Source organism: Virgibacillus salarius, assembly GCF_039521925.1.
Lineage (GTDB): Bacteria > Bacillota > Bacilli > Bacillales > Amphibacillaceae > Virgibacillus > Virgibacillus salarius.
Genome location: NZ_BAAACY010000110.1, coordinates 46,874 through 73,641, shown reverse-complemented (window position 1 = coordinate 73,641; position 26,768 = coordinate 46,874). Strand labels below are relative to the sequence as shown.

At 35.4% G+C, this 26,768-nt stretch carries 25 protein-coding genes and 1 pseudogene; 19 read left to right on the top strand and 7 right to left on the bottom strand.

Annotated elements, in window-relative coordinates; translation table 11 throughout:
- Nucleotides 1-775: 775 nt before the first annotated feature.
- A complete protein-coding gene (locus tag ABDZ84_RS14580; protein WP_343782027.1) occupies nt 776-1,222 on the bottom strand; it encodes a GNAT family N-acetyltransferase in 447 nt (148 codons plus the stop codon).
- 851 nt (nt 1,223-2,073) lie between these two features.
- Here ABDZ84_RS14580 and ABDZ84_RS14575 point away from each other — a divergent pair.
- From ABDZ84_RS14575 to ABDZ84_RS14550, 6 genes are all read left to right on the top strand, one after another.
- Nucleotides 2,074-2,814 carry a hypothetical protein gene (locus ABDZ84_RS14575; protein WP_121604905.1) on the top strand — a complete coding sequence of 247 codons (741 nt, stop codon included), beginning with the start codon at nt 2,074-2,076 and terminating at the stop codon, nt 2,812-2,814.
- A 314-nt stretch (nt 2,815-3,128) separates the two neighbouring features.
- Nucleotides 3,129-3,671: a helix-turn-helix domain-containing protein gene (locus ABDZ84_RS14570; RefSeq protein ID WP_026683012.1), complete on the top strand. Its 543-nt coding sequence runs from the start codon at nt 3,129-3,131 to the stop codon at nt 3,669-3,671.
- A gap of 33 nt (nt 3,672-3,704) precedes the next feature.
- Nucleotides 3,705-5,750, top strand: coding sequence for a hydantoinase/oxoprolinase family protein (locus tag ABDZ84_RS14565; protein WP_343782024.1), 2,046 nt, complete (start codon nt 3,705-3,707; stop codon nt 5,748-5,750).
- Nucleotides 5,751-7,484 carry a hydantoinase B/oxoprolinase family protein gene (locus tag ABDZ84_RS14560; RefSeq protein WP_026683014.1) on the top strand — a complete coding sequence of 578 codons (1,734 nt, stop codon included), beginning with the start codon at nt 5,751-5,753 and terminating at the stop codon, nt 7,482-7,484.
- Between the two features lie 18 nt (nt 7,485-7,502).
- Nucleotides 7,503-7,814, top strand: coding sequence for a cupin domain-containing protein (locus ABDZ84_RS14555; RefSeq protein ID WP_026683015.1), 312 nt, complete (start codon nt 7,503-7,505; stop codon nt 7,812-7,814).
- Between the two features lie 95 nt (nt 7,815-7,909).
- Nucleotides 7,910-9,259, top strand: a complete 1,350-nt coding sequence (locus tag ABDZ84_RS14550; protein WP_026683016.1) for a purine-cytosine permease family protein — start codon at nt 7,910-7,912, stop codon at nt 9,257-9,259.
- An 84-nt stretch (nt 9,260-9,343) separates the two neighbouring features.
- Here ABDZ84_RS14550 and ABDZ84_RS21510 read toward each other — a convergent pair.
- The 3 genes and pseudogenes from ABDZ84_RS21510 to ABDZ84_RS14540 form a co-directional block, all read right to left on the bottom strand.
- Nucleotides 9,344-9,444 (bottom strand): annotated as a pseudogene (locus tag ABDZ84_RS21510) (GNAT family N-acetyltransferase); the annotation flags it as partial.
- A 46-nt stretch (nt 9,445-9,490) separates the two neighbouring features.
- Complete coding sequence (locus tag ABDZ84_RS14545; protein WP_343782020.1) at nt 9,491-9,964, bottom strand: ASCH domain-containing protein; 474 nt, start codon at nt 9,962-9,964, stop codon at nt 9,491-9,493.
- Nucleotides 9,965-10,083: 119 nt separating this feature from the next.
- Complete coding sequence (locus ABDZ84_RS14540) at nt 10,084-10,935, bottom strand: DMT family transporter (protein WP_121604909.1); 852 nt, start codon at nt 10,933-10,935, stop codon at nt 10,084-10,086.
- A 127-nt stretch (nt 10,936-11,062) separates the two neighbouring features.
- Here ABDZ84_RS14540 and ABDZ84_RS14535 point away from each other — a divergent pair, with 127 nt between their 5' ends.
- The 7 genes from ABDZ84_RS14535 (at nt 11,063) to ABDZ84_RS14505 (ending at nt 17,088) form a co-directional block, all read left to right on the top strand.
- Nucleotides 11,063-11,209: a hypothetical protein gene (locus tag ABDZ84_RS14535; protein WP_200862596.1), complete on the top strand. Its 147-nt coding sequence runs from the start codon at nt 11,063-11,065 to the stop codon at nt 11,207-11,209.
- A 535-nt stretch (nt 11,210-11,744) separates the two neighbouring features.
- Nucleotides 11,745-12,476 (top strand): polysaccharide deacetylase family protein, encoded by a 732-nt coding sequence (locus tag ABDZ84_RS14530; RefSeq protein ID WP_281949180.1) that lies wholly within the window; start codon nt 11,745-11,747, stop codon nt 12,474-12,476.
- A gap of 770 nt (nt 12,477-13,246) precedes the next feature.
- Nucleotides 13,247-13,573: a hypothetical protein gene (locus tag ABDZ84_RS14525; RefSeq protein ID WP_121604912.1), complete on the top strand. Its 327-nt coding sequence runs from the start codon at nt 13,247-13,249 to the stop codon at nt 13,571-13,573.
- 73 nt (nt 13,574-13,646) lie between these two features.
- Entirely contained in the window at nt 13,647-14,297 is a 651-nt protein-coding gene (locus ABDZ84_RS14520) for a DUF5819 family protein (RefSeq protein WP_166530763.1), read from the top strand.
- Between the two features lie 194 nt (nt 14,298-14,491).
- Nucleotides 14,492-15,454, top strand: coding sequence for an HTTM domain-containing protein (locus ABDZ84_RS14515; protein WP_166530762.1), 963 nt, complete (start codon nt 14,492-14,494; stop codon nt 15,452-15,454).
- A complete protein-coding gene (locus ABDZ84_RS14510; RefSeq protein WP_121604915.1) occupies nt 15,426-15,848 on the top strand; it encodes a thiol-disulfide oxidoreductase DCC family protein in 423 nt (140 codons plus the stop codon). Before ABDZ84_RS14515 ends, ABDZ84_RS14510 begins: the two co-directional genes overlap by 29 nt.
- A gap of 40 nt (nt 15,849-15,888) precedes the next feature.
- Entirely contained in the window at nt 15,889-17,088 is a 1,200-nt protein-coding gene (locus ABDZ84_RS14505; RefSeq protein WP_166530761.1) for a transglutaminase-like domain-containing protein, read from the top strand.
- Nucleotides 17,089-17,434: 346 nt separating this feature from the next.
- Here ABDZ84_RS14505 and ABDZ84_RS14500 read toward each other — a convergent pair whose 3' ends face one another.
- Both ABDZ84_RS14500 and ABDZ84_RS14495 read right to left on the bottom strand, forming a co-directional pair.
- A complete protein-coding gene (locus ABDZ84_RS14500; protein ID WP_121604917.1) occupies nt 17,435-18,289 on the bottom strand; it encodes a Cof-type HAD-IIB family hydrolase in 855 nt (284 codons plus the stop codon).
- A gap of 1 nt (nt 18,290) precedes the next feature.
- Nucleotides 18,291-19,070, bottom strand: coding sequence for a DeoR/GlpR family DNA-binding transcription regulator (locus ABDZ84_RS14495; protein WP_026683019.1), 780 nt, complete (start codon nt 19,068-19,070; stop codon nt 18,291-18,293).
- A gap of 158 nt (nt 19,071-19,228) precedes the next feature.
- On the opposite strand from ABDZ84_RS14495, the gene ABDZ84_RS14490 reads away from it, so the two are divergent.
- Nucleotides 19,229-19,537, top strand: coding sequence for a putative quinol monooxygenase (locus tag ABDZ84_RS14490; protein WP_026683020.1), 309 nt, complete (start codon nt 19,229-19,231; stop codon nt 19,535-19,537).
- Between the two features lie 406 nt (nt 19,538-19,943).
- Here ABDZ84_RS14490 and ABDZ84_RS14485 read toward each other — a convergent pair whose 3' ends face one another.
- The gene (locus ABDZ84_RS14485) at nt 19,944-20,108 is read right to left on the bottom strand and encodes a hypothetical protein (RefSeq protein WP_161629302.1); all 165 of its coding nucleotides are present in this window, start codon (nt 20,106-20,108) and stop codon (nt 19,944-19,946) included.
- 306 nt (nt 20,109-20,414) lie between these two features.
- Between ABDZ84_RS14485 and trhA the strand changes: the two genes are divergently transcribed.
- The 5 genes from trhA (at nt 20,415) to ABDZ84_RS14460 (ending at nt 26,566) form a co-directional block, all read left to right on the top strand.
- Complete coding sequence (trhA, locus tag ABDZ84_RS14480) at nt 20,415-21,059, top strand: PAQR family membrane homeostasis protein TrhA (RefSeq protein ID WP_026683021.1); 645 nt, start codon at nt 20,415-20,417, stop codon at nt 21,057-21,059.
- Nucleotides 21,060-21,413: 354 nt separating this feature from the next.
- The gene (locus tag ABDZ84_RS14475) at nt 21,414-22,220 is read left to right on the top strand and encodes a YihY/virulence factor BrkB family protein (protein WP_026683022.1); all 807 of its coding nucleotides are present in this window, start codon (nt 21,414-21,416) and stop codon (nt 22,218-22,220) included.
- 325 nt (nt 22,221-22,545) lie between these two features.
- Nucleotides 22,546-24,375: a MotA/TolQ/ExbB proton channel family protein gene (locus tag ABDZ84_RS14470; protein ID WP_026683023.1), complete on the top strand. Its 1,830-nt coding sequence runs from the start codon at nt 22,546-22,548 to the stop codon at nt 24,373-24,375.
- Nucleotides 24,365-25,057: an OmpA family protein gene (locus ABDZ84_RS14465; protein ID WP_026683024.1), complete on the top strand. Its 693-nt coding sequence runs from the start codon at nt 24,365-24,367 to the stop codon at nt 25,055-25,057. Before ABDZ84_RS14470 ends, ABDZ84_RS14465 begins: the two co-directional genes overlap by 11 nt.
- Before the next feature lie 285 nt (nt 25,058-25,342).
- Nucleotides 25,343-26,566, top strand: a complete 1,224-nt coding sequence (locus ABDZ84_RS14460) for an MFS transporter (RefSeq protein WP_026683025.1) — start codon at nt 25,343-25,345, stop codon at nt 26,564-26,566.
- The last annotated feature ends 202 nt before the right edge of the window (nt 26,567-26,768 follow it).

The following is a 26,768-nucleotide window of genomic DNA, read 5'->3' as shown; positions in this document are numbered from 1 at the left end:
AACCATATTTGGGCAGTAAAGTGTTTCAAATTAATAAGCAGAAATTGTGTCATTTTACTTGACGGTCACAATTTTCTGATCCGGGTTTTTATATAGGGGTAATTATACTATTTATTAGCATATTTATTGAGAGTTCAACCGATTATCTAATGATACTTGGAATTTTATGCATGGTGTTTTTTAATGATCTATTAAAGTCAATTAAACAGCTATTCGACATAAATAAAAGCGCTGAATGTTTTATATTAACAACAAGGAACAAAACCGTTATTTTGACTCTAAATAACGGTTTTCTGGTTGATTTGATAACATTATTTTTAAAATTTTGATTTTTTGTTGAACCAAACTTCTCTTTAGTTAATCGTATCCTTTAAGATAAACATATATCTAATGAAAAACTAATAAACACGATAAAAATGAAGTAATATGGTTTTGAACACGGGAATTAACATTAAATTTTTGGATGGTACAAAATTAGTAAATTATTTAAATAAGTATAATCAGATAAACGAACAATAATTATTCACTTTTAAAGCGGAGCAGTAGCACTGTACTTGGAATAGAATCTTGTTTTGGTCTTCATGTACCGGGGTGGTACCTATATAAGTTTATTTGATATAGTTTTTGAAATCTTCTAAATAAATTATGTACATTTAGTAGTTTTTCATATTACAGTAGTAAGCAAGATATCCATTGAAAATAGAGTTGTTGCATTTTCGACCTAACACCAAAAAAGCAATAAAGTAGAAAATATGCTCAGTCCTAGGTGGGGGGATTAATAATGAATTAGTAAGTAAAAACCGTGTTTATCAGGCTGTGTATGTTGCAATGCAAATCCGACTGATTCAAAACATTTCAAACAAGCGACATTATCTTCTTCGATTCCTGCATACCATCTCTTAATAGATTGCATATCTGGCAAAAGCATTGTTTTTTCAATAATTAGCCTTCCATACCCTTTATTACGGAGAGACGGTTTCACAGCAAGTGCAATACTGCCTGTACAATCATCTTCTATTTCTACCATAACTATACCTACTGGTTGATTACATTCAAGGGTGAGCCATACAAAATATTGGGTATTCTCTTTTATATTATTAAACCATTCCATTAGAGGTAACATTCCCTCTAAACGGTTTTGAATCTCGTGATCATTAAACCATTCTTGTACAGTTTTGATATCTTCCTCCTCAAAAAGACACATTTCGATTGACCTTTTCACTACATTAATCCCTCCATTTAAGATCATTAATAGAAATTAAACAATCTTCATTTTTTTGTATCTATAGGTACGATTTAATTAGGAATAAGTTTCATTAGTTAGTACTAATAACCAAACAAAATCGGAATTTTTGTTCTCATTTTAAAATTAAAATCCAGATAAAATTTATTTTAACACAAAGAATTATTTTGCTTTATGTTCTCTTGAATTTATCATCATAATGGCATAAAAAACCCTTCCTATAACAACTATGAAGAGAAATTGAAAGAAGGTTATTGTACCAGTAGGAAACAATAAATACATATAAGTTTGTACCTATAGAAAGGATTATTGTTGATTTATTAAAAAAGCCTCTAGGGGAACATTTTTAGTTTAGTGTTGGTGTGACAACGTTTTTGATGAGACTACTTCCGCATGTAGAAAGGCAATAGTGGAGCAATTGTTTTTATCAAGTACTGGCAGATGATTAGAGTGTAATTGCTTGTTTAGTATTATTCAGTTCGATTGGACTATCTAGTTTCAACATGTAGCGAACTCTGTTTTGTATTGTGAATCTAGTTACCTTAACTAACATTACAGATGCAAATACCATTTTCTTCATGGATTGAGATATGGATAAAGAGAGTATAGGCCCTTTTGTTAACAGGAGCTACTATTGTGAGTAGTTCTTTTTTCTCTGTTTGAACAAACTGGAATAAAGGAATATTACGAGTAAGAACCGAAATATAATGGTATAGAATACTTTAATTTAAACACACCGTTACACAAAAGAAATATTTTTGTAATATAATTGAAACATTATAGTGCGTTCATACGTCTAATTAGTAGATAGAAAAGGAAGGGTGTTAAATTTGAGAAATATTCTAATCAGTATGTTATTCTTCTTATTTTTGGCTGCGGGCTGTGGTACACAAGAGAATGTGATAAAAGATGAAAATATACAGCAAGGAAATGCATTGCATCGAGAACATGTAAGCAATATTAAAGAGAAAGAAACCGTTGTGCTTGCTTATGAAACGTCGAAGCAAAACAATCAAGAAATGAATGTAGATGATTCAACTGATAAGCTAAAAACTTCTATAGATGAAGTAGAGAAATATGAAGTCCAAGATGATCGTTTAAAAGAAAGTGATGAAAAGCAAGAAAATAAGCTAGATACAAAAAAAGAACAGGATATGGTTAGTGAAGCTGTCTTTATACCAGTATTAAATAAGTATAATCAAATGTATGATATCATTGAACCGAATGTAGACCAGAGTAAGCTTTATGAAGAATATGTTGGATATAAATTTAAAACAATCAAAACAAAAGAGCAGCTTTATAAAGAATTCTCCGATTTTATGATTAGTGAAGTTGCCAGAAGCTTATGGAGCGACTATGTGAATGAGGGAGAAGACGCGTTATATTTAATTCCACAGGACGGTCATCCGAAGTTTATTAAGGATAATCCATATTCGTTAAAAAAGATAAATCAAAACACTTACCAACTGACCTCCAATCACCAATGTGAATTACATGGAAGGTTAGATATGGTCTTTACTTTTACGAAGATAGATGGTAAATGGAAGATTTCAAAATTAGATGTTAGCTAAGCTAACCATTAAAATATTCTACTGTATAAATATATTTTTCTACCGAATATGTAACAGGATGCTGGAAATGTTTACTAGACTACAAAATAATAAAGTTATAAGAATGTAGCCTGAATTCCTTAACAGATAAGGAATTCAGGCTTTTTTCTTGAAATAAGGAAGCGTGGAATTTGAAATCAGAATCAAGTATAACATTTACAAAAATAAAAAGTTTTCTTGCAATTACAAAATTATTTTGATAGGATAAGAAAAAATATAGTATAAGTAAAATAAATACAGTAAAAGTGTAATTATAGGAGTTGGAATATTCAAAAATGGAGCATATTCACAAAAAGATTAAGAGTTTACGTTTAGAAAAGGAAATGACATTGAAGGACTTAAGTGAAGCTACAGAGCTTTCGGTTAGTTTTTTATCCCAAATAGAGAGAGGTTCCTCATCTCTTGCGATTACGTCGCTAAAAAAAATTGCTGACGCGTTTCAAATTAATATTTCTTATTTCTTCCATGAAATAGAAAATTACAATTATGCTGTGCACAAGGAAGATCAAAAGCCGTTCAAGCTAGAGGGGTCTAATGTAACGCATGTAAGATTAGCGGGGAAATTTCCTGACCGTAAAATGGAGCCAATGATGGTAACTCTTCCACCCAATAAAACATTTATTGAAAAGTTCAGTCATCCTGGGGAAGAGCTTTATTACATAGTAAAAGGGGTGGTGATTTTTAAGGTAGAGGAGAAGGAGTATATCCTTAATGAAGGAGATTCGATTCATTTTCCTTCTGTAAAAGTCCATCAGTGGAAGAATCCAACGAATGAAGATGCTGTTTTATTGTGTGTACTAACACCAGTGATTTTTTAAATAACTAATTCATTTAGAAAGGGCGGTAATACTATGAGGGTAGCAACAGATATTGGAGGAACGTTTACGGATTTAGTTTATGTTGATGAAGATGGAAAAGTAGAAGTTGCCAAAAGCCATACTACTCCTCCTGACTTTGAGCAGGGAGTTATCGATGTATTAGAAAAAAGTAACATGGATAAAGAAGCAATCGAAACTTTTATACATGGAACTACTGTAATTATAAATGCTCTAACGGAAAGAAAGGGTGCCAAAACGGGTCTCATTACTACAAAAGGATTTCGTGATGTCTTGGAAATCGCTCGTGGTAATCGTCCTGATTTATTTAATATTCGCTACAAAAAACCAGAGCCATTTATTGAGCGTTATTTGCGGAGGGAAGTGGATGAACGCCTTAATTATAAAGGAGAGGTTCAAACAGCTTTAAACCGCGAACAGGTTAAAACAGCAATCGAATATTTTAAGCGTGAGCAGGTAGAGGCAATCGCAGTCACCTACTTACATTCCTATGTGAATCCAGAACATGAAATGGAGACAGTCAAGTTGATCAAGGAGTTATGGCCAGAGGTTGCCGTGTCAGCATCGCATGAAGTAACGAAGGAGTGGAGGGAATACGAGAGAACGAATACGACCGCTTTAAATGCATATGTCCAGCCAACAGCAACATCATACATTAATAAATTACATCGCAAATTGACGGAATTTAATACGAATAGTAACAACTTTATTATGCAATCGAATGGCGGAACCACGACCTTTGACGAAGCAAAAAAAACACCGATTAATATGGTGGAATCTGGACCTGTTGCAGGAATATATGGCGCTGCTGTGCTGGGAGAGATTATAGGAGAAAAAAATGTAATAGCTTTTGATATTGGTGGTACCACGGCTAAATGCTCACTCATCGAAAATGGCGAAGTGAAAGTATCTACCAATTATTATATAGAACGAAATGATCGTACTGCAGGGTATCCGATTAAAGCACCGGTAGTGGATATCGTGGAAATCGGAAATGGAGGAGGCTCCATTGCTTGGATGGACGAGGCCGGTTCACTAAAAGTCGGACCTGAATCAGCTGGAGCTCTGCCTGGACCCGTTTGTTATGGACAGGGGGGGACAGAACCAACTACAACAGATGCGAATGTATTAACAGGACGTCTTTCTCCGGAAAATTTTGACTTTCCAGTTGATATGGAAGCTGTACAAAAGGTTATGGAAGAAAAAATCGCCAATCCTTTAATGATGACGGCTGAGGAAGCAGCATTAGGAATTATTCGTATAGCAAATTCTAATATGTTAAATGCATTAAAGTTAATTTCCATTCGAAAGGGGCACAATCCACAAGATTTTACATTAGTAGCTTTTGGAGGCGGTGGTTCCATGCATGCAACAGCGCTGGCAAAAGAGCTAGGTGTCAAAAAAGTAGTCATTCCAATAGCATCACCAGTGTTTTCAGCTTGGGGGATGTTAATGACTAATCTCCGTCACGACTATATTAAAACGTATATTAAACGAATAAATAAGTTAGACCTACAAGCGTTGCATCAAGAATGGCATATAATGGAGCAGTCGGCTTATGATCAATTTGCTAATGAAGGAATTCCGAAAAATGATGTACTATTTCATCGCTTTGCAGATATGCGTTACCTTGGCCAGGAGCACACTGTCAAAGTCCCAGTTCCAGCTGGTAATTGGTCGGAAAAGGATGTCAAGAAGATTATTGATGCATTCCATACGTTACATGAGCAGAACTATACCTTCCAATTACCAGATACAGAAATTGAAATGGTTAATTTGCATGTTACTGCTTTTGGAAAAGTAGCCAAGCCTTCTATAAAGAAAATAAAGCGTCATACATCATTACAAGAAGCAAAAATAGAAACAAGAGATGTCTATTTTGAAGATCCCAAGGGCTGGAAGAAAACCGATGTGTACCAGCGTGAAAAACTGCCTATTAACAACCCGATATATGGACCAGCTATTGTCGAAGAAAAAGCGGCGGTTACGGTAGTTTATCAAGGACAATCCTTAACGGTAGATGATTATGGGAATTTAATAATAGAAACGGGGGCGAAGTAAATGTTATCTAATGAAACAAAAATAGATCCATTTACATTGGAAATCGTCAAAGATTCTTTGCTAGCTACTGGAGATGAAATGTTTATCGCCTTAGCCAAAACCTCTATGAGTCCGATTATCTATGAGGTTTTAGATTATGCTAGTGGATTGACGGATGCAAAAGGACAATTGCTTACTCAAGGGAATGGAGTAACTGGCTTTATAGGAATGCTTTCCTTTATGGTTAAACAAACGGTAGAGAAATACGGGGAGACTGGTAATCTGCATCCGGGGGATATTATTATTGTCAATGATCCATATGGTGGTGGAGGTTCCCATCTATCTGATGTAGGCTTAGTTATGCCAATTTTCTATGACGGGGAGGTAATTGCTTTTTCGGCAAATAAAGCGCATTGGACAGAAGTGGGAGGAAAGGATCCGGGATCATTCACCAATGATTCGAGAGATATTTTTCAAGAGGGTTTACAGTTCCCTTCATTGAAACTATTTGATGCTGGGAAATTAAATGAACCACTGGTTGAAATGATAAAGGCGAATGTGCGATTTCCTGATCTATCATTAGGAGATATGTGGGCTCAAGTAGCTGCCCTTAAAACCGGCGAGAAACGTGTTGTTGAATTATGTGAAAAGCATGGTAAAGAACTAATTGTTTCCGCTATTCGTAGCCAGTTGGATCACGGTGAAACGATCTCAAGACAAGAGCTCACCAAATTGCCGAAGGGGACCTATACAGCAAGCGGTTATGTAGAAACAGATGGAATTGGAAATGGACCATTTCCGATTCAAGTAAAGGTTACAATCACGGAGGATGCGTTTACTTGTGACTTCAGGGGTAGCAGTCCTCAAGTTCCAGGTCCGGTCAATTGCTCGTTTACTGGACTAGCGTCAGCGGTAAGAACCATTTTTTTAGCTATAACAAATCCAGATCAAAATGTGAATGATGGGGTTTTTCGTCCATTAGAAATAATTGTAGATGATAAGTCGATTATGTCAGCAGAAAGACCAGCTCCTACTTCTAATTATTTTGAGACAATGCTAGGTTGTACAGATTTAATTTGGAAAGCCTTAGCTCCACACATACCTGATAAATTAGCAGCAGCTCATTTATTATCTGTATGTGCTGTTACTTTAACTGGAAAGCATCATGACACGGAGGAACCATTTTTGATTGTAGAACCTTCTGTTGGTGGCTGGGGGGGAGCTGAAGGACAGGATGGTGCAAGCGGACAGTTCTGTGTGTTAGATGGTGAGACATATAATGTCCCGGTCGAGGTCGCGGAAACAAGATACGGTGTCATGATTGATGAATATAGTTTACGTATTGATGGATCTGGGGCTGGACAATATATCGGCGGTAAGGGTGTTATTCGATCATATAGAGCATTAACAGATGAGCAATCAGCTACGGTCACATTTGGACGTAATAAGTATCGGCTATGGGGGATAAATGGTGGACAAGATGGATCATTAAATGAGTTTTATATCCATAAAGCGAACGGAGATATCGATGGACCTTTTGGTGTTTACCCGCGCTATCAACTTCAGAAAAATGACGTGTTAAAACTAATGACTGCTACTGGTGGTGGATATGGTGACCCAATGAAACGGCCAGCTGAACAAGTTGTTCGTGATGTGAAAAATGAATATTACACCGTGGAAGAGGCAGAGCATGTATTTGGAGTTAGCATTGACCCTCAAACGTTTGATTATAAAGAATCAGCAAACAGAAGATAGCTGGAAGGCGGAGTAGATATGAAAATAAAAGAAGATGGTCTCAAAAAATTAGGATTAACGACTTTATTTACAAACAAAGAAAAAACTGTGAAGTTTGGCACAGCTATTATTGCACCTGGTGAACGGGTACCTGTAGTGGGTGTTTCCTCTCATTTTGAACATGAATATTCCGTTATTGTAAAAGGAAAAATAGCTGGTGAAAGTGGCGGGGAAGCCTTTGAAGTTGGAGAATCTGCTGCAACTTTCATCCCAGCAGGTGAGGAGCATTGGGCAATAAATAATAGTGATGCTCCCTGTGAAATAGTCTGGTTACTTGTAAATGAACAGTAAAAGGAAAGTAAACAATAAGTAGAAAGGAAAGCATCTTTTCTACTATTGTTTTACAGATTTTTTTCAGAATATTGAATTATTAGGGGTGGATACAATTGAATGAGAAAAAAGGGAAAGCAATAGAACAAGATAATGCTCTACAAGCAGTTCCAATCGATCAACGTCAGCATTGGATGACTCCAGCAATGATATTTGGTGGTCTTGAATTTACGATACCAGTATTAATGGTCGGAGCTACACTTGCGGGTAGCTTTGGACTTGGGGAAACCTTCTTTATTCTTTTAGTAGCTCTATTTGGTATACAATGGATAGGAAATGCATTACAAGGTTATATTGGTGCAAAAACAGGACGTTCCTCATCTGTTATAGCCCGAACTAGTTTTGGTGCGATGCAAGCAAGGTTTATTGTAGGTTTAACTATTTTTGTAGTCTCGCTTGGATGGTGGGCCGTACAGACATCTGTGGCAGGTAATGCGATATCTGCGATGTTTGGAATTGATTACACCACACAATGGGGGCTATGGGCATGTATAACGGCGATAGCGGGTTTGCTTTTTGCTATACCCTCTATTATTGGGTATAGTTCCATGAAATGGACAGATTATATTGCTGTTCCTGCTGGACTTCTTCTAATTGGAGCGGGAATTTATTTTGCATTAAGAAATACAGGGTGGGAAACAATCTCCAATTGGAATCCAGCCCCTTCGATGGGGATATTTGCAGCTATTAGTTTAGTTATTGGTGTAAATGTATCTCAGTGGGTTATTGCTTCAGATTATACACGATATGCTAAACCAACAATAAAGGATAATGCACTTATTCCTGCAGGTATTGCCATCATAGGCCTTCCGCTATTTATTGTAGGAGCTGTTATGTCTGTTGGAGTTGGGGAAGCAGATATTGTTAATGTAATGTTGAATCTAGGGTTTCCAGTGTGGGGATTTTTAATCCTCTGGTTTGCCACATGGACGAGTCAATTGGTTAACAATTATAGTATGGGATTAGCATTGTCTAATATGTTAAATGTGAATTCCAATAAGGGAAGAGCGTTGCTCACCTTTGCTGGTACAGTCGTTGCTATTATCATATCATTAGCGGGTATCCTTGATTATTTTATGGACTTTTTATATTTAACTGCATTAGTGTACCCAGCAATTGCGGGTGTAATAATGGTAGACTTCTTTTTTATCCGTAAACGTACGTGGACAGATCATCAAGGCTGGAACTGGATGGCTACTATTGCTTTAGTGGTAGGTACAATGCTAGGTTATTTGACACAGTATGTAACTACTTTTGGTCTTCCTGCTGTTCAGTCACTAATTGCTTCAGGCTTCGTCTACTATATTTCAATGAAAATGAAAGCAAAGGTAGCACCTGACCATTTTACAAGCCTTGCTACATGTGGCTACGAAGAGAGCAATTACAATGAAACTGTAAGTAAGTAACAAAAGGGCTTGATTCATTCTGTGAATCAGCCCTTTTTTATTAAATGATAGGGGAGCGAATCAATGGAACGAACCTCCATTGTTCTATAAGGTAGTGATTACTTTAACGACTGCCATTTCTTTACCAAACCTTTCACCATTATCAATAAATCCTAACTAGCGTAGAGGGGATGAGCGCTAGTATTGAGTCATTCACATGCTATATTTTGATAAGTATTTCTCTTCTTTAATTTATATCTTATCCTTATAAACATCCATTACCTTAAATGTTTGACAGACTAGTAATAAGTCGGGGGTAAAAGTAAGGCCGTACTGACTTAATTCCCAAGTGAAAAATTTGACATGCTCACGATACCAATAATCATAGCTTAAATCCCCTTCGCCCTCAGATCTTGCAAAATCACTTGATACTTCATTCATTTTTATAAAATCGATCTTTGTATATTTTATAATTGCTAATGGATTATTATCACCGTCTAATACAATACCATACTGACCAACTTTTGGAATTTCTTCTCCTTCCAGTTCATAAACACAATGAGCAGCGCATGTTCCAGTTTTGATTCCATTAACGACTAAACTTCCTAATTCATCTCCCATTTCTTTGGTACCATCCCCAAACATCCATGCTTCTGGAAGGTTCATGTTTAAATCATTCTCTTTAGCGTACATATTCCAATATTTTTTAATCTTATTATTAAACATTAATTATTCCCCTTTAGTAGTAAATGCGATAAAACAAAGTGACCATAACCTATTGTCTGTTATTTTGGGAAAACATGTATTACTATTAAATGACCTACATATTAGAAAAGATGTTACAATTATTTAACTGCATTGTTCCTTAAAAACATATAGAATGATGCACCGAAGATTGTAATATACCCAATTATACTCCAAACGTCGGGAATTTGATCGAATAAAACAATGCTGATGAACGCCGAATAAATTACTGTAGAATAGAAGAATATGGATATTTCTTTTGCAGGAGCATATTTATATGCAATCGTAATACCGAATTGACCAACAGTTGCAAATACACCAGCTGCTAGTAGATATGTCCATTGTTGCAGGCTCATTGATTCATAAAAAACAAGCACGAATGGCAGCAATATCATTGTCGTGAAGAATGAAAAATAAAAAACGACTGTATAAAACTGTTCTTTACTTCCTAATACGCGTAATACGGTGTATGCTCCTGCGGCAAACACAGCTGAAAGAAAACCGGCGAGATAAGGTATCGTATCTACCGAGAATGCTGGTTTAATAATAAATAAAGTTCCGATAAAGGCAATAATTATAGCAACAACTTGAAAAGTACGTGTTCTTTCTTTTAAAAAGATTGCTGCAAATATAATAGTAAGAAATGGACTTAACTTGTTTAGCATATCTGCATCAGATAGAACAAGATGGTCAATAGCATAGAAATATAAAATAATACCAATTGCTCCTAAACTAGATCGTAGCAAGAGAATTTTTTGATTCTCTTTTTTACCAAATAAACGTTCCTTATAATATTTGACGAATCCAAATGCAATAATCATGGAAATAGCATTTCGAAAGAACGTTTTTTGAACAGTTGGTACATCACCTGATAGCTTAACAAAAGCTGCCATCATAGAAAAACCAAATGCAGATAAAAGTAGTAAGATAATTCCTTTATTTCGATTGCTCATGGTGTCCTCCAATCATGTTGAATGGCAGTTATACTTTTATAGTTGGCCTCAACACCGTAATATTTTGTCATAAAGTCTATGTGTTGTCTACTAAAGTATTTTATCTATATAAAAAAGGGGGATGATGATGGAAAAAGAAATGGTTGGTTATTGTGCGGTATGCCATAAGCCTATTTACTGTCATGGTGGATTTTTAGAAGGAAACATAGGGAATGATAAGGTACTTCGATGCCTTGCTTGTACAAATGAGGATGAAGTTGTTTCTGACCAGTAATTATAAACACACATATCTCTCTCGTTTAATCGTGTTTATATTTAAACGGAGGTGTATGTATTGTTCAACTATGTTTCTTTATAATACCTGTAATTCGCGAGTAAATGATGTTAATACTTCGACCTTGATCCTAACCGATTAACTGCCCCCAGGTGGTGATGCCATTTTATGTAAGGATTTTCTTCATCAAAAATAGGTATCATATGCGCAATGATGGATGCACTTCAATTCGTCTTCCCTAATGCTACATATGTTGATATTCAAGAAGCTATTAATAAACAGCGACTTAAGAAATTAAAAGTGAAATTTTCTATTTGCAAGAGTTGATCATACTATTTAGCAATTACAGGTACTACCACTAACGACATCAAGTATGTCTTTAATCAGTTTTTAAACGTTTCCCTTGATGTTAAAATTCCTTAACTATCCTTGAAATATCTCTAAATCCCACTAGCCACTCCGAATCCAAATAATGAATATAATATTCTAAGATAGTCATAATAAAACAGTAGGTAAGGGGGATGAGTTTATTGATATGAAATTGTTAAGATATTCTTTACTTTTCTATATTACTTTATTAACAATAATTATATTTTGTAGAGTTTCTATTGCAGATGTATCTAACTATCCATTGCAAATAAATTATCCGAACATAATGATGTATCAAGGGAAAACTCACCAAAAGGTTATTGCATTAACCTTTGATGATGGCCCTGATCAACAGTATACCCCGAAAATTTTAGATATATTAAAAAGGGAAGGGGTTCCGGCAACCTTTTTCTTAATGGGTGCACGTGTTTCAAAGTATCCTAATGTGGCAAGGAGAATTGTTGAAGATGGTCATAGTGTTGGTAACCATTCATTTTGGCATCCTCAATTAACAAAGACTAGTGTTAATCGGATGAAATGGGAAATTAAGAGTACAGAAAAACAAATATTACTAGCTACGGGAGTAAGTCCGACCCTCTTCAGAGCACCATATGGAGATATAAGTGAAAAATTTGTACAAGAGCTCGGTAATATGGGATATAAAGGTATTGGCTGGTCTATTGATACGGAGGATTGGAAGGAACTTTCAAACACAGACATTTCTCAAACTGTGCTTAACTTAGCTCATCCAGGAGCTATAGTACTTATGCATAGTGCCGGACATAGTTCGCAGGACCTAACGGGAACAGTCGAATCACTAAAAAATATGATAACAATTCTTAAACGGAGAGGATATCGTTTTGTAACAATTCCTGAACTGTGGAATCTTAATAACTAATGTATATTACCATGTAGTTTGTCATCAAATGAAGTACCCACTTAGTAATGTAATAACATATCCGTAGTTCTATGTAGATGATTTTTAAAAAAATGAGTGAAATATTTCCTCTATACACTCAGATTTACAACGCTAAGCACAATCTTAAGGACAATTTTAATCGGTTTACTTTGATGGGAACATATCATATATGTTCTTTATCTTATTTTCTTTTGCCCCCTCTGTAATTAATTAGCGATGCTAACCTTATATTTAAACTTAAAACTGCCTATCTATTAAATATTAGACGATCATTCAAAATAGAATCATAATCGTTTTCAAAAGTACCCTTGGACAGGCATGAATTACAGGGAAGTACATCAATAGTAAGGAATATTCGCTCACGCTATCCATGCTTTCATGACCACTACTCTAAACTACCTTCTTATCCCCTATGGAATAGCTGGCTGCATAAAACCTAAATTTGCTCTCATAATTTGTGTAAAAAATATTAACTTTTTTTTACATGTTTTCAACAAATTATGACATTAATTGCATTTTACCTGTGTTACTTTGTACATGAAATAGGTTTATTACTATCTAGAAGGAGGATAGAAAGTACAAGAAGTTCGATGGTAAGTAGTAAGTAAACGAAGAAATTCATATGTTCTCATTATCGACTTTTTGTACAACCTCTTTGAAGGAGGGGATCTATGAATAAGATATCAAGATAAGTACAGGTAGGTGTAGTTGGTAATTTATTTTTTAATATGAATGGGAGGAATAGTTTAATGAAAAAAAAGCTAATAACAGGAGTCTTAACATTAAGTTTATTTATTGGAGGTACTGCTACAACATCTGTCCTTGCCGGTGCTGATGATATTGAAACGCAAACAGCTGTCCAGACTGAATTAGCTTCTAACAATGAAGTGTCTCCTGAAGCAACTCCAGCAGCTGCAGGAGCTTATGCAATGCAAGCTTCGCGTGTTGCAGCAACAGCTTTTGTTGGAGGGTTTACAGCTAAAGCCGGTGCTGATGCATATGATGCATTAGGAGGCAGTGCAATGAATGCAAGCCCGACTGGTTATGAAAATATTAAAGTGGTTTTTGATCAATAAATATTTACATTAAATAAAAGGCGATTGTCCCAAAACATGGGACAATCGTCCAATAGATAGAGGTGATATTATGTTGAAAAAAATTATTATAATATTTTCTATTATTTTGTTTTCCATACATTTTTTATTTACCGCTATTTATTTAGCCCCTTTTAATCCTGTAAAAGCAAAATTCGGATTTATAATAAATGGATATATGGAACCTTTGTTTTCACAGAACTGGAGATTATTTGCTCCCAATCCAGCAAGTACGAACAACCAATTCCTAGTACGTGCAGAATTGGCTAATGGAGAGACAACAGAATGGATTAATTTAACGTCTTTTATGATTGAAAAGAACTATAAAAATCGTTTTACACCTTATAATCGTTTAGTTAGAATTCAGCGAGGCGCTTTTACTGCCCTTCATCAAAAAGATGACATAACCATGAAGCTATCTGAAAAAGTAGAAGAAAAAAAATTAAATAAGGAAGATTTTGACTATATTCTGGATAATGAAATGATAAAAGAGCAAAGAGAAGATGGGATTGACATATTAAATCGTTATGCTCAATCTTACGTAAGCAGTTTATATCCTGGAGAAGATATAGCACGTACACAATTAATCGTTAGACAAACAGAGGCTACACCTTATTCGGAACAGAGCAATCCAACCTTTAAAAATAAAACAAATATACATGAATTTGAATGGCGAGAATTCGAAAAAGTTTCTCCTGTGTTTTAATGCATTTTCAACAGTTATCTATCGCCAGAGGTACCCGGGTAATCTGAGTAAGAGAACACGTCACATAAAAGATGTGATTAATTAATTCTAACTATTTTAAATCACGTCATTTTCATTCGTAAGGGCTTTTTATGGATATGCTTTAAATATTATAAAATTAAACCAAACATTTACTCAAAGGAGGATGCCAAGTTTTGAATAAAATTTATGAGAAGCTATCTACACAAAAACATATGTTAATGGGAACCAGTTTAATTAGAATTGCTTTTGGTCTATTAATCTTATATTTCTATTTTATTCATTATGGGCAACGAAGATTTCTGTGGGGACCAAATGGGATGCAGGATCATGAAACTTTAACAAAACAACTGTTTACCACTAATAATTTTTCTATCTATCAATTAAATGATTCCTTACTGTACTTTGAAATCATTTTTCATATCGGTGTTGTAATCGCTTTTTTCTTTACTATTGGATTCATGGGAAGACTAACAGCTATCTTAAACTTCATTTTTATTTGGTCTCTTCAACATGCAAATGTTTTAATTCTAGATGGTGGAGACAATGTAATGAGGATTATTCTATTTTATTTGTTATTTGCAAATACTACAGCATTTTTTTCAGTGGATGGTTATAGAAGAAAACAGAAAGTTTCCAGTATTACCCTGTCACCGTCTTTATTCAATGCATTTCATAATTTAGCTGTTCTTGCTTCCATTATACAAGTCTCCTTTATGTATTTAACATCTGGTATGCACAAGATCATGGGAGAAGTTTGGCAAAACGGTACAGCACTTTACTATATCTTACAAGTAGACGAATACACCCATCCGTTTTTTAAGGAGTTAATTATATCATCCGACTTTTTATTACTGATTGGTGCATATGGAGCTATTTTTGCGCAAATAACATATCCATTTTTATTATTCAATCGCTACACTAGATATATTGCCATCTTTAATATTATTGCTATGCATATAGGCATTGCGATAGTGATGGGATTGTTTACTTTTTCTGCGACAATGATTTCCATACAACTTGTTTTACTGAAAAATGAAGAGTATGAACGAGCATACACAGCTGTGAAAAGATTATTATCCAAATTAAGGCTCAGAAAGGGGAAGCAATATGAAGTTGAACAGATCGAACAAGTCTAAAGAAAAGAATCGTGTCCTTGTTTTTTATGATACTTGGTGCCCTGTTTGCACAAGAAGCATGAAAATACTAGCAAAAATGGATTGTTTCCGTCGTCTTCAATATGAGTCTACTAGAAATATAGCTGTTTTAAATGAATACGGCTTAGAATATGAAAAAGTGGAAAAACGAATGCACACCATTATCATAATAAATGGTGTAATAGAAGAAGGAATAGATAGTATATTACGTATAGCTAAACAAGTCCCATTTTTATGGCCCGCGGTCCCCTTGCTTAAACTGTTTATTTGGGTGGGGGTGGGGTCTAGGTTATATGACTGGTTGGCAAGTAAGCGAAAAATACTTCCAGTTGGAGGATGTGAAGGTGATTCTTGTAGGATCCATGATAAAAGTTAATCGATATTGATATAAAAATAAGTAAAAAGCAGGTGAAACTTTGAAAAATAAGGTAACCTATACTTTTCAATATTTTAATTCTACTTCTGCTAATGTATACCTATGGCTAGCATCTCCACCAGAGACGAGGTATCAGAAAATAATAAACGAGCAGAAATCATTACCCGTTCAAGAAAATGAAGATATGATTGGTAATCAGATTAGTTTCTATAAAATTGAATCTGGTGAAACAATGAAAGCATCTTACGAGATAGAGCTGTTAAGCAAAACAGAAGATATTCTGCCAGAATTGACCCAAGAAGAAAAAAATTTCTTTTTAAGGTCGACACCTATGGTTTGTGTAAACGAAGAAGTAAGGCACATCGCTTTCAATGTCATTAGAAGTGAAACAAATCCAAAAGAACAAACAAAATTACTGTTTTTTTATATCGTCAAGCATTATAACTATAAATTTCCTCCAAAAGCTAGGGGGGTTACACATTTCCTCAAAGATAAGAACGGAGATTGTGGTGAATTTTCTTTTCTATATGCAGCCCTTTGTCGTGCTATTGGTATCCCTTGCCGTGTAATGGTAGGGGCGTTTACAGGTGGAAAACATCAGCCGCATGTATGGAATGAAATTTACTTGGAACAAGAAGGTTGGATACCAGTTGATACAAGTATGGCTGCTACAGTAAAAAAACAGTTCTGGAGATACATTTTCTCTCCTATTCAAACTTTATCTTGGAAAGCGTACTATGGGAAAACAGAGAATCAGCGAATTACTTTTTCCATTGACACAGAACATACCCCGACTTCCGCTTATCCAAAAGTATCTGTACAGAATAGGAATATCTACAACACGTTTGATATAGCGGGAAAGTCATTTATTTGGGGGAAAGATTTAGTGCAACAAAAAATACCATATCTCCAGCCTATTTATTTCTATTATGAAGATGAACAACCATTAAAAGATAGGACGGAGCATTATGTTGGTTTGTGGAGCGTTCATGAAACTGGAAATAAAAAATTAATACTACTACTTAGATCCGTGTTCGGATATAGTGCTTTCCTATTAGCAATGTTCTATTTTGTCACCAAATGGGAACCTTTAAGTATTCTGTTTCCAGTACCTGCGTTTCTGTTCTGTCTATCTTTTGTTATAAGAAAAGAGCGAGTGTTATTCTTCTCGATAGCTACCATTTTTTTTGGTATTATTTTGCTAATGGTAAGTATAGGAGCAATTTCTACTATTCTATAATTCCTTTTGGTCACTATTGTCCACCTCCATATTTTTTGAAATGCTATAAAGTTTTAAACTTATACGTACTGGGAAATGAATAAAAAGAATTTTATAGAAAGGAGTTTTTTCTTGAATAAAATGACTCCGGCAGCGATAAATTGCACGCAGAAAAAGCATGCTTCTTTTTAAAGGCGTCTCGCATATTCAGTGGCTATATTATTTTTATTCTAATCAAAAAGCTTGTAGAGACTAGGATTTCTACAAGCTAAAGCATGTCCAATAAGGGACACGCTCAGAAAATACGCTGCATGTTACGCCGTCATCTTCGACGTCACGCCAAACAGAGTATCATTCCGTAATTTTCTTAACGTAATGAATGAAGAAAGTGAGCGACGCCATCTTCTGTATTAGGCAAAGTAACTACTTGACACGAATTTTTAATTTTCTGAGGGGCATTCCCCATTGCTGCACTTTTACCAGCGATTTCCAACATCGATAAATCGTTAAAACTATCACCGATGGCCGCTGTTTCTGATAGCTCAATTCTAAATTCCTCTGCTAGCATGCTTAATGCATTTCCTTTGGAAGCATCAATGTGCTCTAATTCAAAGTTATGCTCTGCTGAAGAAACAATCGATAAATTGGCTAGATTTTTAAAGTGGTTTCTTCCTTTTTCCAACTTTTCTTTATTGAACGAAAATGCAAGAACATTATAAACATCCAAATCCTGACCAATGAAGTCTCGGTAGGAACGTATAAATGAAAAGCCAGTTTGACTAAACTGCTTATTTGCAGCATCGGATAACTGATCTACATTAATTTCTGGGTTCGCACTTTTCATTCTATCTATTTCGATTGCTAGTAATTCTCTGCCATGCTGTGGTGTGTAGATGGCATGATTACTAAATACTTCATAATAATAGTCCTCTTTTTCAAGCCAGTTCAGTATGTTGACTGCATCCTGTTTTTGAATTGCTTTTGATCGGTATAATTTACCATCTGGGCTGTGTATGGTTGCTCCATTCGCTCCAATAATCCACGTGTTAATACCCGTGTCTTTAAAAAGTGTTTGAACATCAAAGTGCGCACGCCCAGTAGCGATAACGACTTCTATCCCTTTCGACTGAGCAGAAGTTATCGCTTCGAGGTTTTTTATACTTATCTTGTTGTTTTCGTTTAGCAAGGTTCCATCCAAATCAATGGCGATTAATTTTGTCATGTTAGTCATCTCCTATTTCATGCAAATCTGTGGTTAATAGCTCTACATTATGCTTAGTTAGTAACTCTCTAAACGCTTGTGAAGGAGTTCGATCGGTTATTAATAAATCGATATCACGTATCTCAGCAAAGCGGAAAAAATCTGATTTTCCTAACTTCGTACTATCGGCTAAAACAATAACTTGCTTTGCCTGTTGCATCATTTTTCTTTTTACAATCCCATCTTCTTCATGAGCGACGGTTAATCCATGTTCAGATATTCCTACTACACCAATAAACGCTTTATCAACAAGGTATTCTGAAAGTTTACTAATGACTGATGGACCATATAAATAACGGTGATCCTTTTCCAAGGTTCCTCCAAGTAGTTGAATATTCATTTCAGATTTAGTAGATAATAGATCTGCCTGATTAATTGAATTTGTAATGATTGTACAGTCAATATTATTGAGCTGCTCAGCACAGGATTGAACAGTTGTTGATGCGTCTAAAATGATTCTGTCTCTTGGGTAAATGAGCATAGCCGCTTTTTTTCCAATACTTTTTTTTTCAATAGACACCATCGTTAAGCGATTGGAATAGCTTTTTACTTCATTATGATATGCTGGGAGAATAGCGCCTCCTCGTGTACGGATAATCGCTTGTTCTTCTTCCAATTTGACAAGATCTCTTCTGGCTGTGTCTCTGGAAACGGCAAACAAGGAACAGATTTGCTCAACAGATATCCTATTATTAAGTTGAAGAAACTCCAGTATGCCAATCAATCTTTCTTCTTGATACAAACAGATCCGCCTCCATCATTCTGTGCTTTGTTTTCATTATACTATAAATATAAGTAAATGTAATTATTTATAAGTTTTTTTAAGTGAAATTAATGCTTTCGCCAAGCAGGATAATGACAATGATTTGCCGAACGAATAAATAAAAGGAGGGGTTTGGTTTGCGTAGATTTGGATTAATTACAAAGTTTACTGCTTTTCGTGGAAGGCAGGAATACTTAGCGGAAATACTTGTAAATGCAGGAGATGAAATGGAAGAATTAGAGGAGTGTCAGTTCTATATAGTTAACTTAGCAAATGAAAGGGATACAGATATCTATGTTTATGAATTGTGGGAAAGTCAGGAAGCACATCAGGATTCGTTAACTTTGAACGTAACACAAGCACTCGTTCAAAAAGCTAAGCCTTATATAAACAGTGTAGAAAGGATATGCACGCTAACACCAGTTAGAGGTAAAGAAGGTATTTAAATAACATAGGCTGTCGTAAAACGATTGACGTTCATGCAACAACTGGAAGAGCTACAAAAGCTATTTACTTATGAGGAGTGTGAACCGTTGTTGTATGGAAAATATATGTTCTCCAATAGCGATGGGTAAAAAGTATTTTAATCGGAGAAATAACGAATAAATAGAATGATAGTTCGTGTAACGAAGCTGATCTGGAGTTCCCGTGGTCGCTGGTGAGCCTCTTCGTGCTGACACAGCTTTAAGTCGCAGATGTGTATCCACTCACAGGATAAGGGAAACTTCGGTAGCGATACAACCCACGAGAAAAACATTCTTCTTATTCAAGGAGTTTTCGTATTTTCCGAAGATAATGTAGTGTATTGCAGGTCTTTAGAAAAGACCAGCTTAGTTATGTTCATGCCTCGATCTAATCAGACTTTTTGTTTATCATTTGTAGGATTTCTTTTAGAATTTCATTTCTCTGCCTCTGAATTTGAATAATTTGGGTCAGAAACCAAATGACAAATACGATAAAACCTAAATAAAATAATGGTGGTATAAATCCAAATAATGAAATAAATGAATCATGCACTTTTGTTCATCCTTTCTTACTTATTCACTAAGTTATTCGACAAGAAATGGCAATTATCCTTCAAAGATAGCTAAAGATAGTAGATAGGTTAAAGGCGGATCTATTTAAACCTGCATAGGGTCTACTTCTCTACTTCTACCAATTTAAATTGATTATAGAGAGAGGTTCCAGCTTCTAATAAGAAAAAATATGGAGTAAGCTTATTAAGGTATTATATATATCTTATTGTTATACTATAATTAGTGATCAATGAGGTAGTAATGTAGAAAAATTATTTGTAAATATAGAACAGTAAGGAATGATCAATTGGCACAAACACATGTTTTTTCAAAAGGTGAGGAAATAGCCAATGCGATAACGCATGGGATAGGAGCATTAGGGAGTATTGCAGGGTTGATTGTACTAATTGTATATTCATCCTTGTACGGGACAGCGTGGCAAGTTGTTAGCTTTACGATATTCGGTACAACGATGGTAATTCTCTATTTATCATCAACGCTGGTACACGCATTTCCGCCAGGTAAGGCGAAAGATCTATTTGAAATCTTTGATCATTCGTCCATTTATCTATTTATTGCTGGGACATATACACCGTTTACTTTTCTTGTTATACAAGGTGCATTAGGATGGACAATGTTTGGTATTATTTGGGGACTTGCAATTGCCGGAACCGTATTTAAAGCGTACTTTGTGAAAAAATATCTGATAACCTCAACGATACTTTATATTGCAATGGGCTGGATGGTTACATTAGGATGGGATCAGATTGTTACTAATCTACATCCTAATGGTGTGACACTGCTTGTGATCGGTGGTCTCTGTTACACGTTTGGAGCTATTTTCTATGTATGGCGAGGTTTTCGTTATCACCATGCAGTGTGGCATCTGTTTGTTATAGCTGGGACAGCTACACACTTTTTTTGTGTATTGTTGTATGTATCCCGCATATAACTGGCATTTTAATTATACACGAAATAGAGTGGGAAATATTGTGAAGCAAAGAGTCGATAAATAGTTTAAATAATGTTTCTAAAGGGCGGGGAAGAATAATAGTATAAAGTAGAGGATGAGAATGAAAACAAATTCTTATTTGCATATAAATGTATCCCGCATATAACTGACAGTAAGCCCCATTTCAGCAAAAAAGTGAAACCAATATGGTTAAATGGTGGACGACTGCCAGTAATTACCGATTGATTTAAGGGCCTTTAGGCCATACCCATGTTGTACTACCAATCCGTGAGGAAAAACAAAACCCTACGGTTAGAAGTTTCACTTTATACGAGTATGTAAGGAGTCTTCTTCATGGCTATTATTAGAGTACTTCAAAAGTTGGTAAATCGATATTTTACCTTCAAGGTCTATGATTTGTCTGCGCAAATGGCCTATTATTTTCTGCTTTCTATTTTCCCGTTTCTTTTAGTCATTTATTCGCTGCTTCCATATTTACCTTTAAGCGAAGATTATATTATTGAACTTGTACGTCCATTTGCCCCAGAAGGTACGTATAGCTTAATCGAAAATACGATATCGAATATTTTAGCGAATCAACAGATGGCTTTTTTCAGTTTTCTGATCAGTATCTGGCTTTCTTCTATGGGTGTGCAATGCTTGAAACGAATTCTTAATGAAATTTATGGTATTCAAGCGAAGGAGAATTTTATTAAACAAGTTATCGAGGGTTTAGTATTAACACTTGGGTTAATGTTCGCTATTTTATTCACTGTAGTGATTCCGTTAGTGGATCGATTCATGCGACATTATTTAGAGGATGTCCAGTTTATTGAGCGATTTCAAGGGTACTGGTTCTTATTTCAATGGGGTGTCGGAAGCATATTTATAATGGTTTTCTTTATCGGATTGTATTATTTTGCTCCAAATATTAATCTCAAGGTGAGAAATGTGCTTCCAGGAGCAATCTTCTCAACGATTGGCTGGCAGATTGTTTCTATCGTTTTTTCATCATTTGTTAGCCAAAATAATTATACTGCTTTTTATGGTCAATTGGGTAGTATTGTTGTTTTAATGCTATGGTTTTATTTTTCCGCTATGATCATTATTATGGGTGCATTATTGAATACAATCATCTTTCCTGTTACATCAGTTAAATAAAAATAAAATCAAACGTATAAATAACTAATTATGAAACTAAAAGGTGCTTCTCGTAGGAAAGACAGAGGAGCACCTTTTGGCTTGCTTTAAATTTTGTATTGTTGTGCACTTCTCCGTAGCAACACGCAGTTATCGTCTTATATCGTTGTTACAGAAGATTTTTTTGCAAACATCTTTCCTGTTCTTGCATCAGCTGGTTATATTTCAACAACTATACATGAATTGGCCATGCCATGAATAACTATATAGTAAGATGTATACAGCATAAACATTCACTAAGACCTAACAAAGCAGCTGTTGAATCTCTACATTAGGGGGAAGATGAATGATTGAATCGATATTAAAACTATTTACTAGCGAACAAAAAGCAGAGGCAATCTTAGCAAACCCGATGATAGAGCTTATCTTTATCGTTTTGTTTGTCACATTTATGGTCGCGCTTTTGGTACATTTGGCGTTGTTTAACAAGCTAAAGAAAATAAGGGATTTCTTAAAAGATACCAGTCAAATGGAGATAGAACCACTAGCTTCATTTAAACAACAATATGATAAGAAGCAGCAAGGAGAGGCTGTAAAAGCAGAAACATTCGTACAGGAGAAGTTTTCTAGTTGGCGTTTGTTTAATGTACCTGTGGTTAGTTTAATAAAAATAATTCAAATGACTGTTTCGATGTTTATTTTGATAGGGGTATTAGGAACATTTATAGGTTTAACGTCATCATTAAGTAGCATTAATATCGAAGGAAGTGATTTAGTCGAAGGGGTAGCGGGTGTTTTAGCAGGTATTGATGTTGCCTTTTATACGAGTATAGCAGGGATGGGCTTCTCACTGGTGATGACGGTATTGATTAAAGTACTCAATACGGAATTTATGCTCACAGATATTATGCTGATGACTGAATCAAAATTTGAAGAGAATGAACAGCACGGTATTAGTCAATTAATCCAAGTATCTGAAACCATTAATGAATCTATTCTAAGCTTGCAGGAAACGAACCAAGAGTCGTTACAGGGGATAGAAGCTGCATTTACTGGGTTTCAAGAATATACAACAGGACTTCAGCAGTCAGCAAAGGATTTAGCTTCATTTAATGATGGGCTCTCTGAAAATCTTCGTCATTTTCAACAACTTTTTGATTATATGAAGGATGTAACAGATGGGTTTTCTGAAGGAACTAAAAATCTGAATGAAAACTTCGAAGCATTATTTACGTATTTTAAGCGTATTGACGGCAGAAATGAACGAATGTTGAAAGCATTTGAAAATACCTATGAAAAGGTAAAAGAAGTTTCCCGTGCTCAATTAGATACACTCCAACAATTTGATAAATCGGTAGGTGATATGAAGCAATTTACTTCTGATCTGTTAGAAGAGCAAAGCTCGTTGCATACGATATTTGAAAGTATTAATGGTAAGTCCAAGGATTTAGTCGAGCGGATGGCCAGTCATAATAAGGAATTTAAGCAAGTCTTCGGCGAAGATCTTTCTACCAAGTTGACTGGGATTATGACACAGCTACGAGAGCTTTCTACAGGTTTTGATAAGATGGGGCATTCCATTGTGAAGCTCCCTGAAGCATTGGATGTTATTAATCAAACACAGGCAGAATATAAGCATTTATTGTCGGATCGTTTTACAGAACTAAAAGAATTTAATCAAACCTTCAATCAACATTTGAAGACACATTTAGCTGATTCGATGAATTTTGAGAAGCATATGCAGGAAGCTTCCAGCACATATGAACAATTGGGAATGAAAAATAACCAGTTAATTCAGGAAATGAATACGACCATTTCACAAATGAACCAAGCATTTCAACAACGAGAAAACCAGTTAGAGACAAGTGTAGGCGTCTTAAAGGATACGTTATCAACTTATGTGACAAATCTTGAAGGGTCACTTGGAAGTAAATTGGATAAAGTTGGTCAGGCGATTCGTGATTATATGCAAGGAGCAAATGATGGGATTCGCAAGGAATTTCAAGACCTACGTCGAACATCTGAAGCTAATGAACAGAGTCATGCCCGTTTAATTCAACAAACCTTGCAAGATCTTAACCGTGAGATTCAAATACTTAACCAACAGCTAACAGCTTTTGTACAGCGAACAACAACACCGAATAATCCGATAAGGTTGAGTCAGAATGAATACTAAATATCAACGATTATTTAAGCAGGATCAGGATGAAGGTCATTTCTGGCCATCTTTTACAGATTTACTGACAACCATTTTACTCTGCTTTATGCTAATTTTTATCTGTATGATGGTCATTAAATCATTACAGATTGAAGAAATGAAGGAAACACTAGATCAAATTATGGGAGTGCGTGCGAAATTGGTGAATGACTTAAAAGAAGAATTTAGCGGTTCAGAACTCGGGGTTGAAGTCGATGATAAGACAGGCGCCATTATTTTTAACACGGAAATTCTCTTTGAATACAACAAAGATGAATTAAAGCCAGAATCGTTTACTTTTTTAGATGAGTTCGTGCCAAAATACTTAGATATACTTTTGCAAAGTGGTTATGAACAATATATCGCGGAGATTATTATTGAAGGGCATACTGATCGAGATGGCACTTATTTATATAATCTAAAGCTTTCACAAGATAGGGCATATAGTGTTGCAGCATATATTTTAAGTGCGGATTTTCCATATAAGAATATTCAACAGCATTTAGAGGAAAAGCTGACCGTTAATAGCAAGTCATTTTCTGATGTTCGCACAGATGATAAGGGTGGATATAATGCGAAGAAATCTCGACGAGTTGAGTTCAAATTTCGATTAAAAGATGAGGAAATTCTGGAGAAGACAAGGGAGATTTTAGGTAAGTAAATGAAAAGAGAGTGAATGCGATGCATTAGTACTAAATTTAGAAATTAACAATATTGCATGCTTTTCGTCAATATGCTAATATATATAACAGCATATTCCTTTAAGATGGTCCAGAGAGACCAAAAAGGGTAGTGACGTGACTATTATAGTTATTAAAATAACCGTTCATGCCCTTTTCCTCTTCTGGATAAAGGGTATTTTATTTTATATTAACACTAAATAAGCTTCGGATGAAAACTCAATACCTTTAAACGAAGTCCAGTGAGGCTTGAAAGGAGACAAAAAATGAAATATCGTAACAAAGCAGTGGTAGCTTCCGTAACTGGTTTAACATTAGAAGGCATGGATATTATGTTCATTTCCTTTGCTATGTCTTTAATCGTTGCTGATTTTCAAATTAATTTAACTACGGGTGGATTTATATCATCTATTACAAATATAGGTATGCTTATCGGCGGCATAATCTTTGGTATATTAGCGGACAAGTTTGGTAGAGTACGTATTTTTACGTATACGATTTTCCTGTTTGCGATTGGTACGGCGCTAACTGGATTGGCAACTAACATTGAACAAGTATATATTTTCCGATTTATTGCAGGACTTGGGGCTGGCGGAGAATACGGTATTGGTATGGCGCTTGTCGCAGAAGCATGGCCGAAAAATAAGCAAGGGCGCGCTTCTTCTTATGTCAGTATTGGCGCTCAGTTCGGAGTTATTATAGCCGCTGTTTTAAGTTCTGTGCTCTTACCAATTTTTGGCTGGAGGGGCTTGTTTTTAGTTGGAATCATTCCAGTTATATTTGCTTATTTTGTTAGAAGAAATTTGCAAGAATCACCAGAATGGCTAGCAGCACAGAAGCAAAAACCGGCAATTCAAAAACAAGGTAAGCTAAAGCAACTGTTTCATTCGCCACGTGTTGCATTAACAACGATCGGCTTAGCTGTGATGGCAACTGTACAAATCGCTGGTTATAATGGTTTAATGATTTGGCTTCCAACGATGCTACAGCAATCTCAAGGATTATCTGTTTCAAGCTCAGCAATCTGGACAATCAGTACTGCTGTAGGAATGATTACGGGGATGCTGACTTTTGGTAGGTTTATAGATAGATTTGGTTTAAAGGTTTCCTATGGTATTTTCCTCCTTGCTTCTGCGGCTGCTGTATTTATGTACGCATATGCAACTGGAAGTACTGGTGTACTCATCGGCGGAGCGATTGTTGGATTCTTTTCAAATGGGATGTTTGCTGGATATGGAGCCTTAATAAGCCGTTTCTATCGTGTTGATATTAGAAGTACGGCAACAAACACCATTTTTAATTTTGGGAGGGCCGTTGGTGGACTATCTCCAATTTTAGTAGGTTTTATTCTCGAACACGCCAGTATGTCATTAGCAATGACATACTTAGCAGCGCTATACTGCATCTCATTCATTGTCATGATGAGTCTGAAAATAGATAGAGGGAAAAATATCCATGACGATGAGGCAGTTGTATCAGAGGTTGTTTAATTAGTCAATAGGATTGGTTCCTGTTAGCAACAAGTCACAGTAGCCATCTAGCTGTTTATAATTTTGATAGTTTAATGAAACTTTACTATATTAACCATGTTATTCCGTCATAACAAAAATTCGGGAACAGCTACCTTTTACTTTTAGTATTGTAATGTGTAAGATGATAGATGATATAAAACCTAATCATATGCTAAAAAAT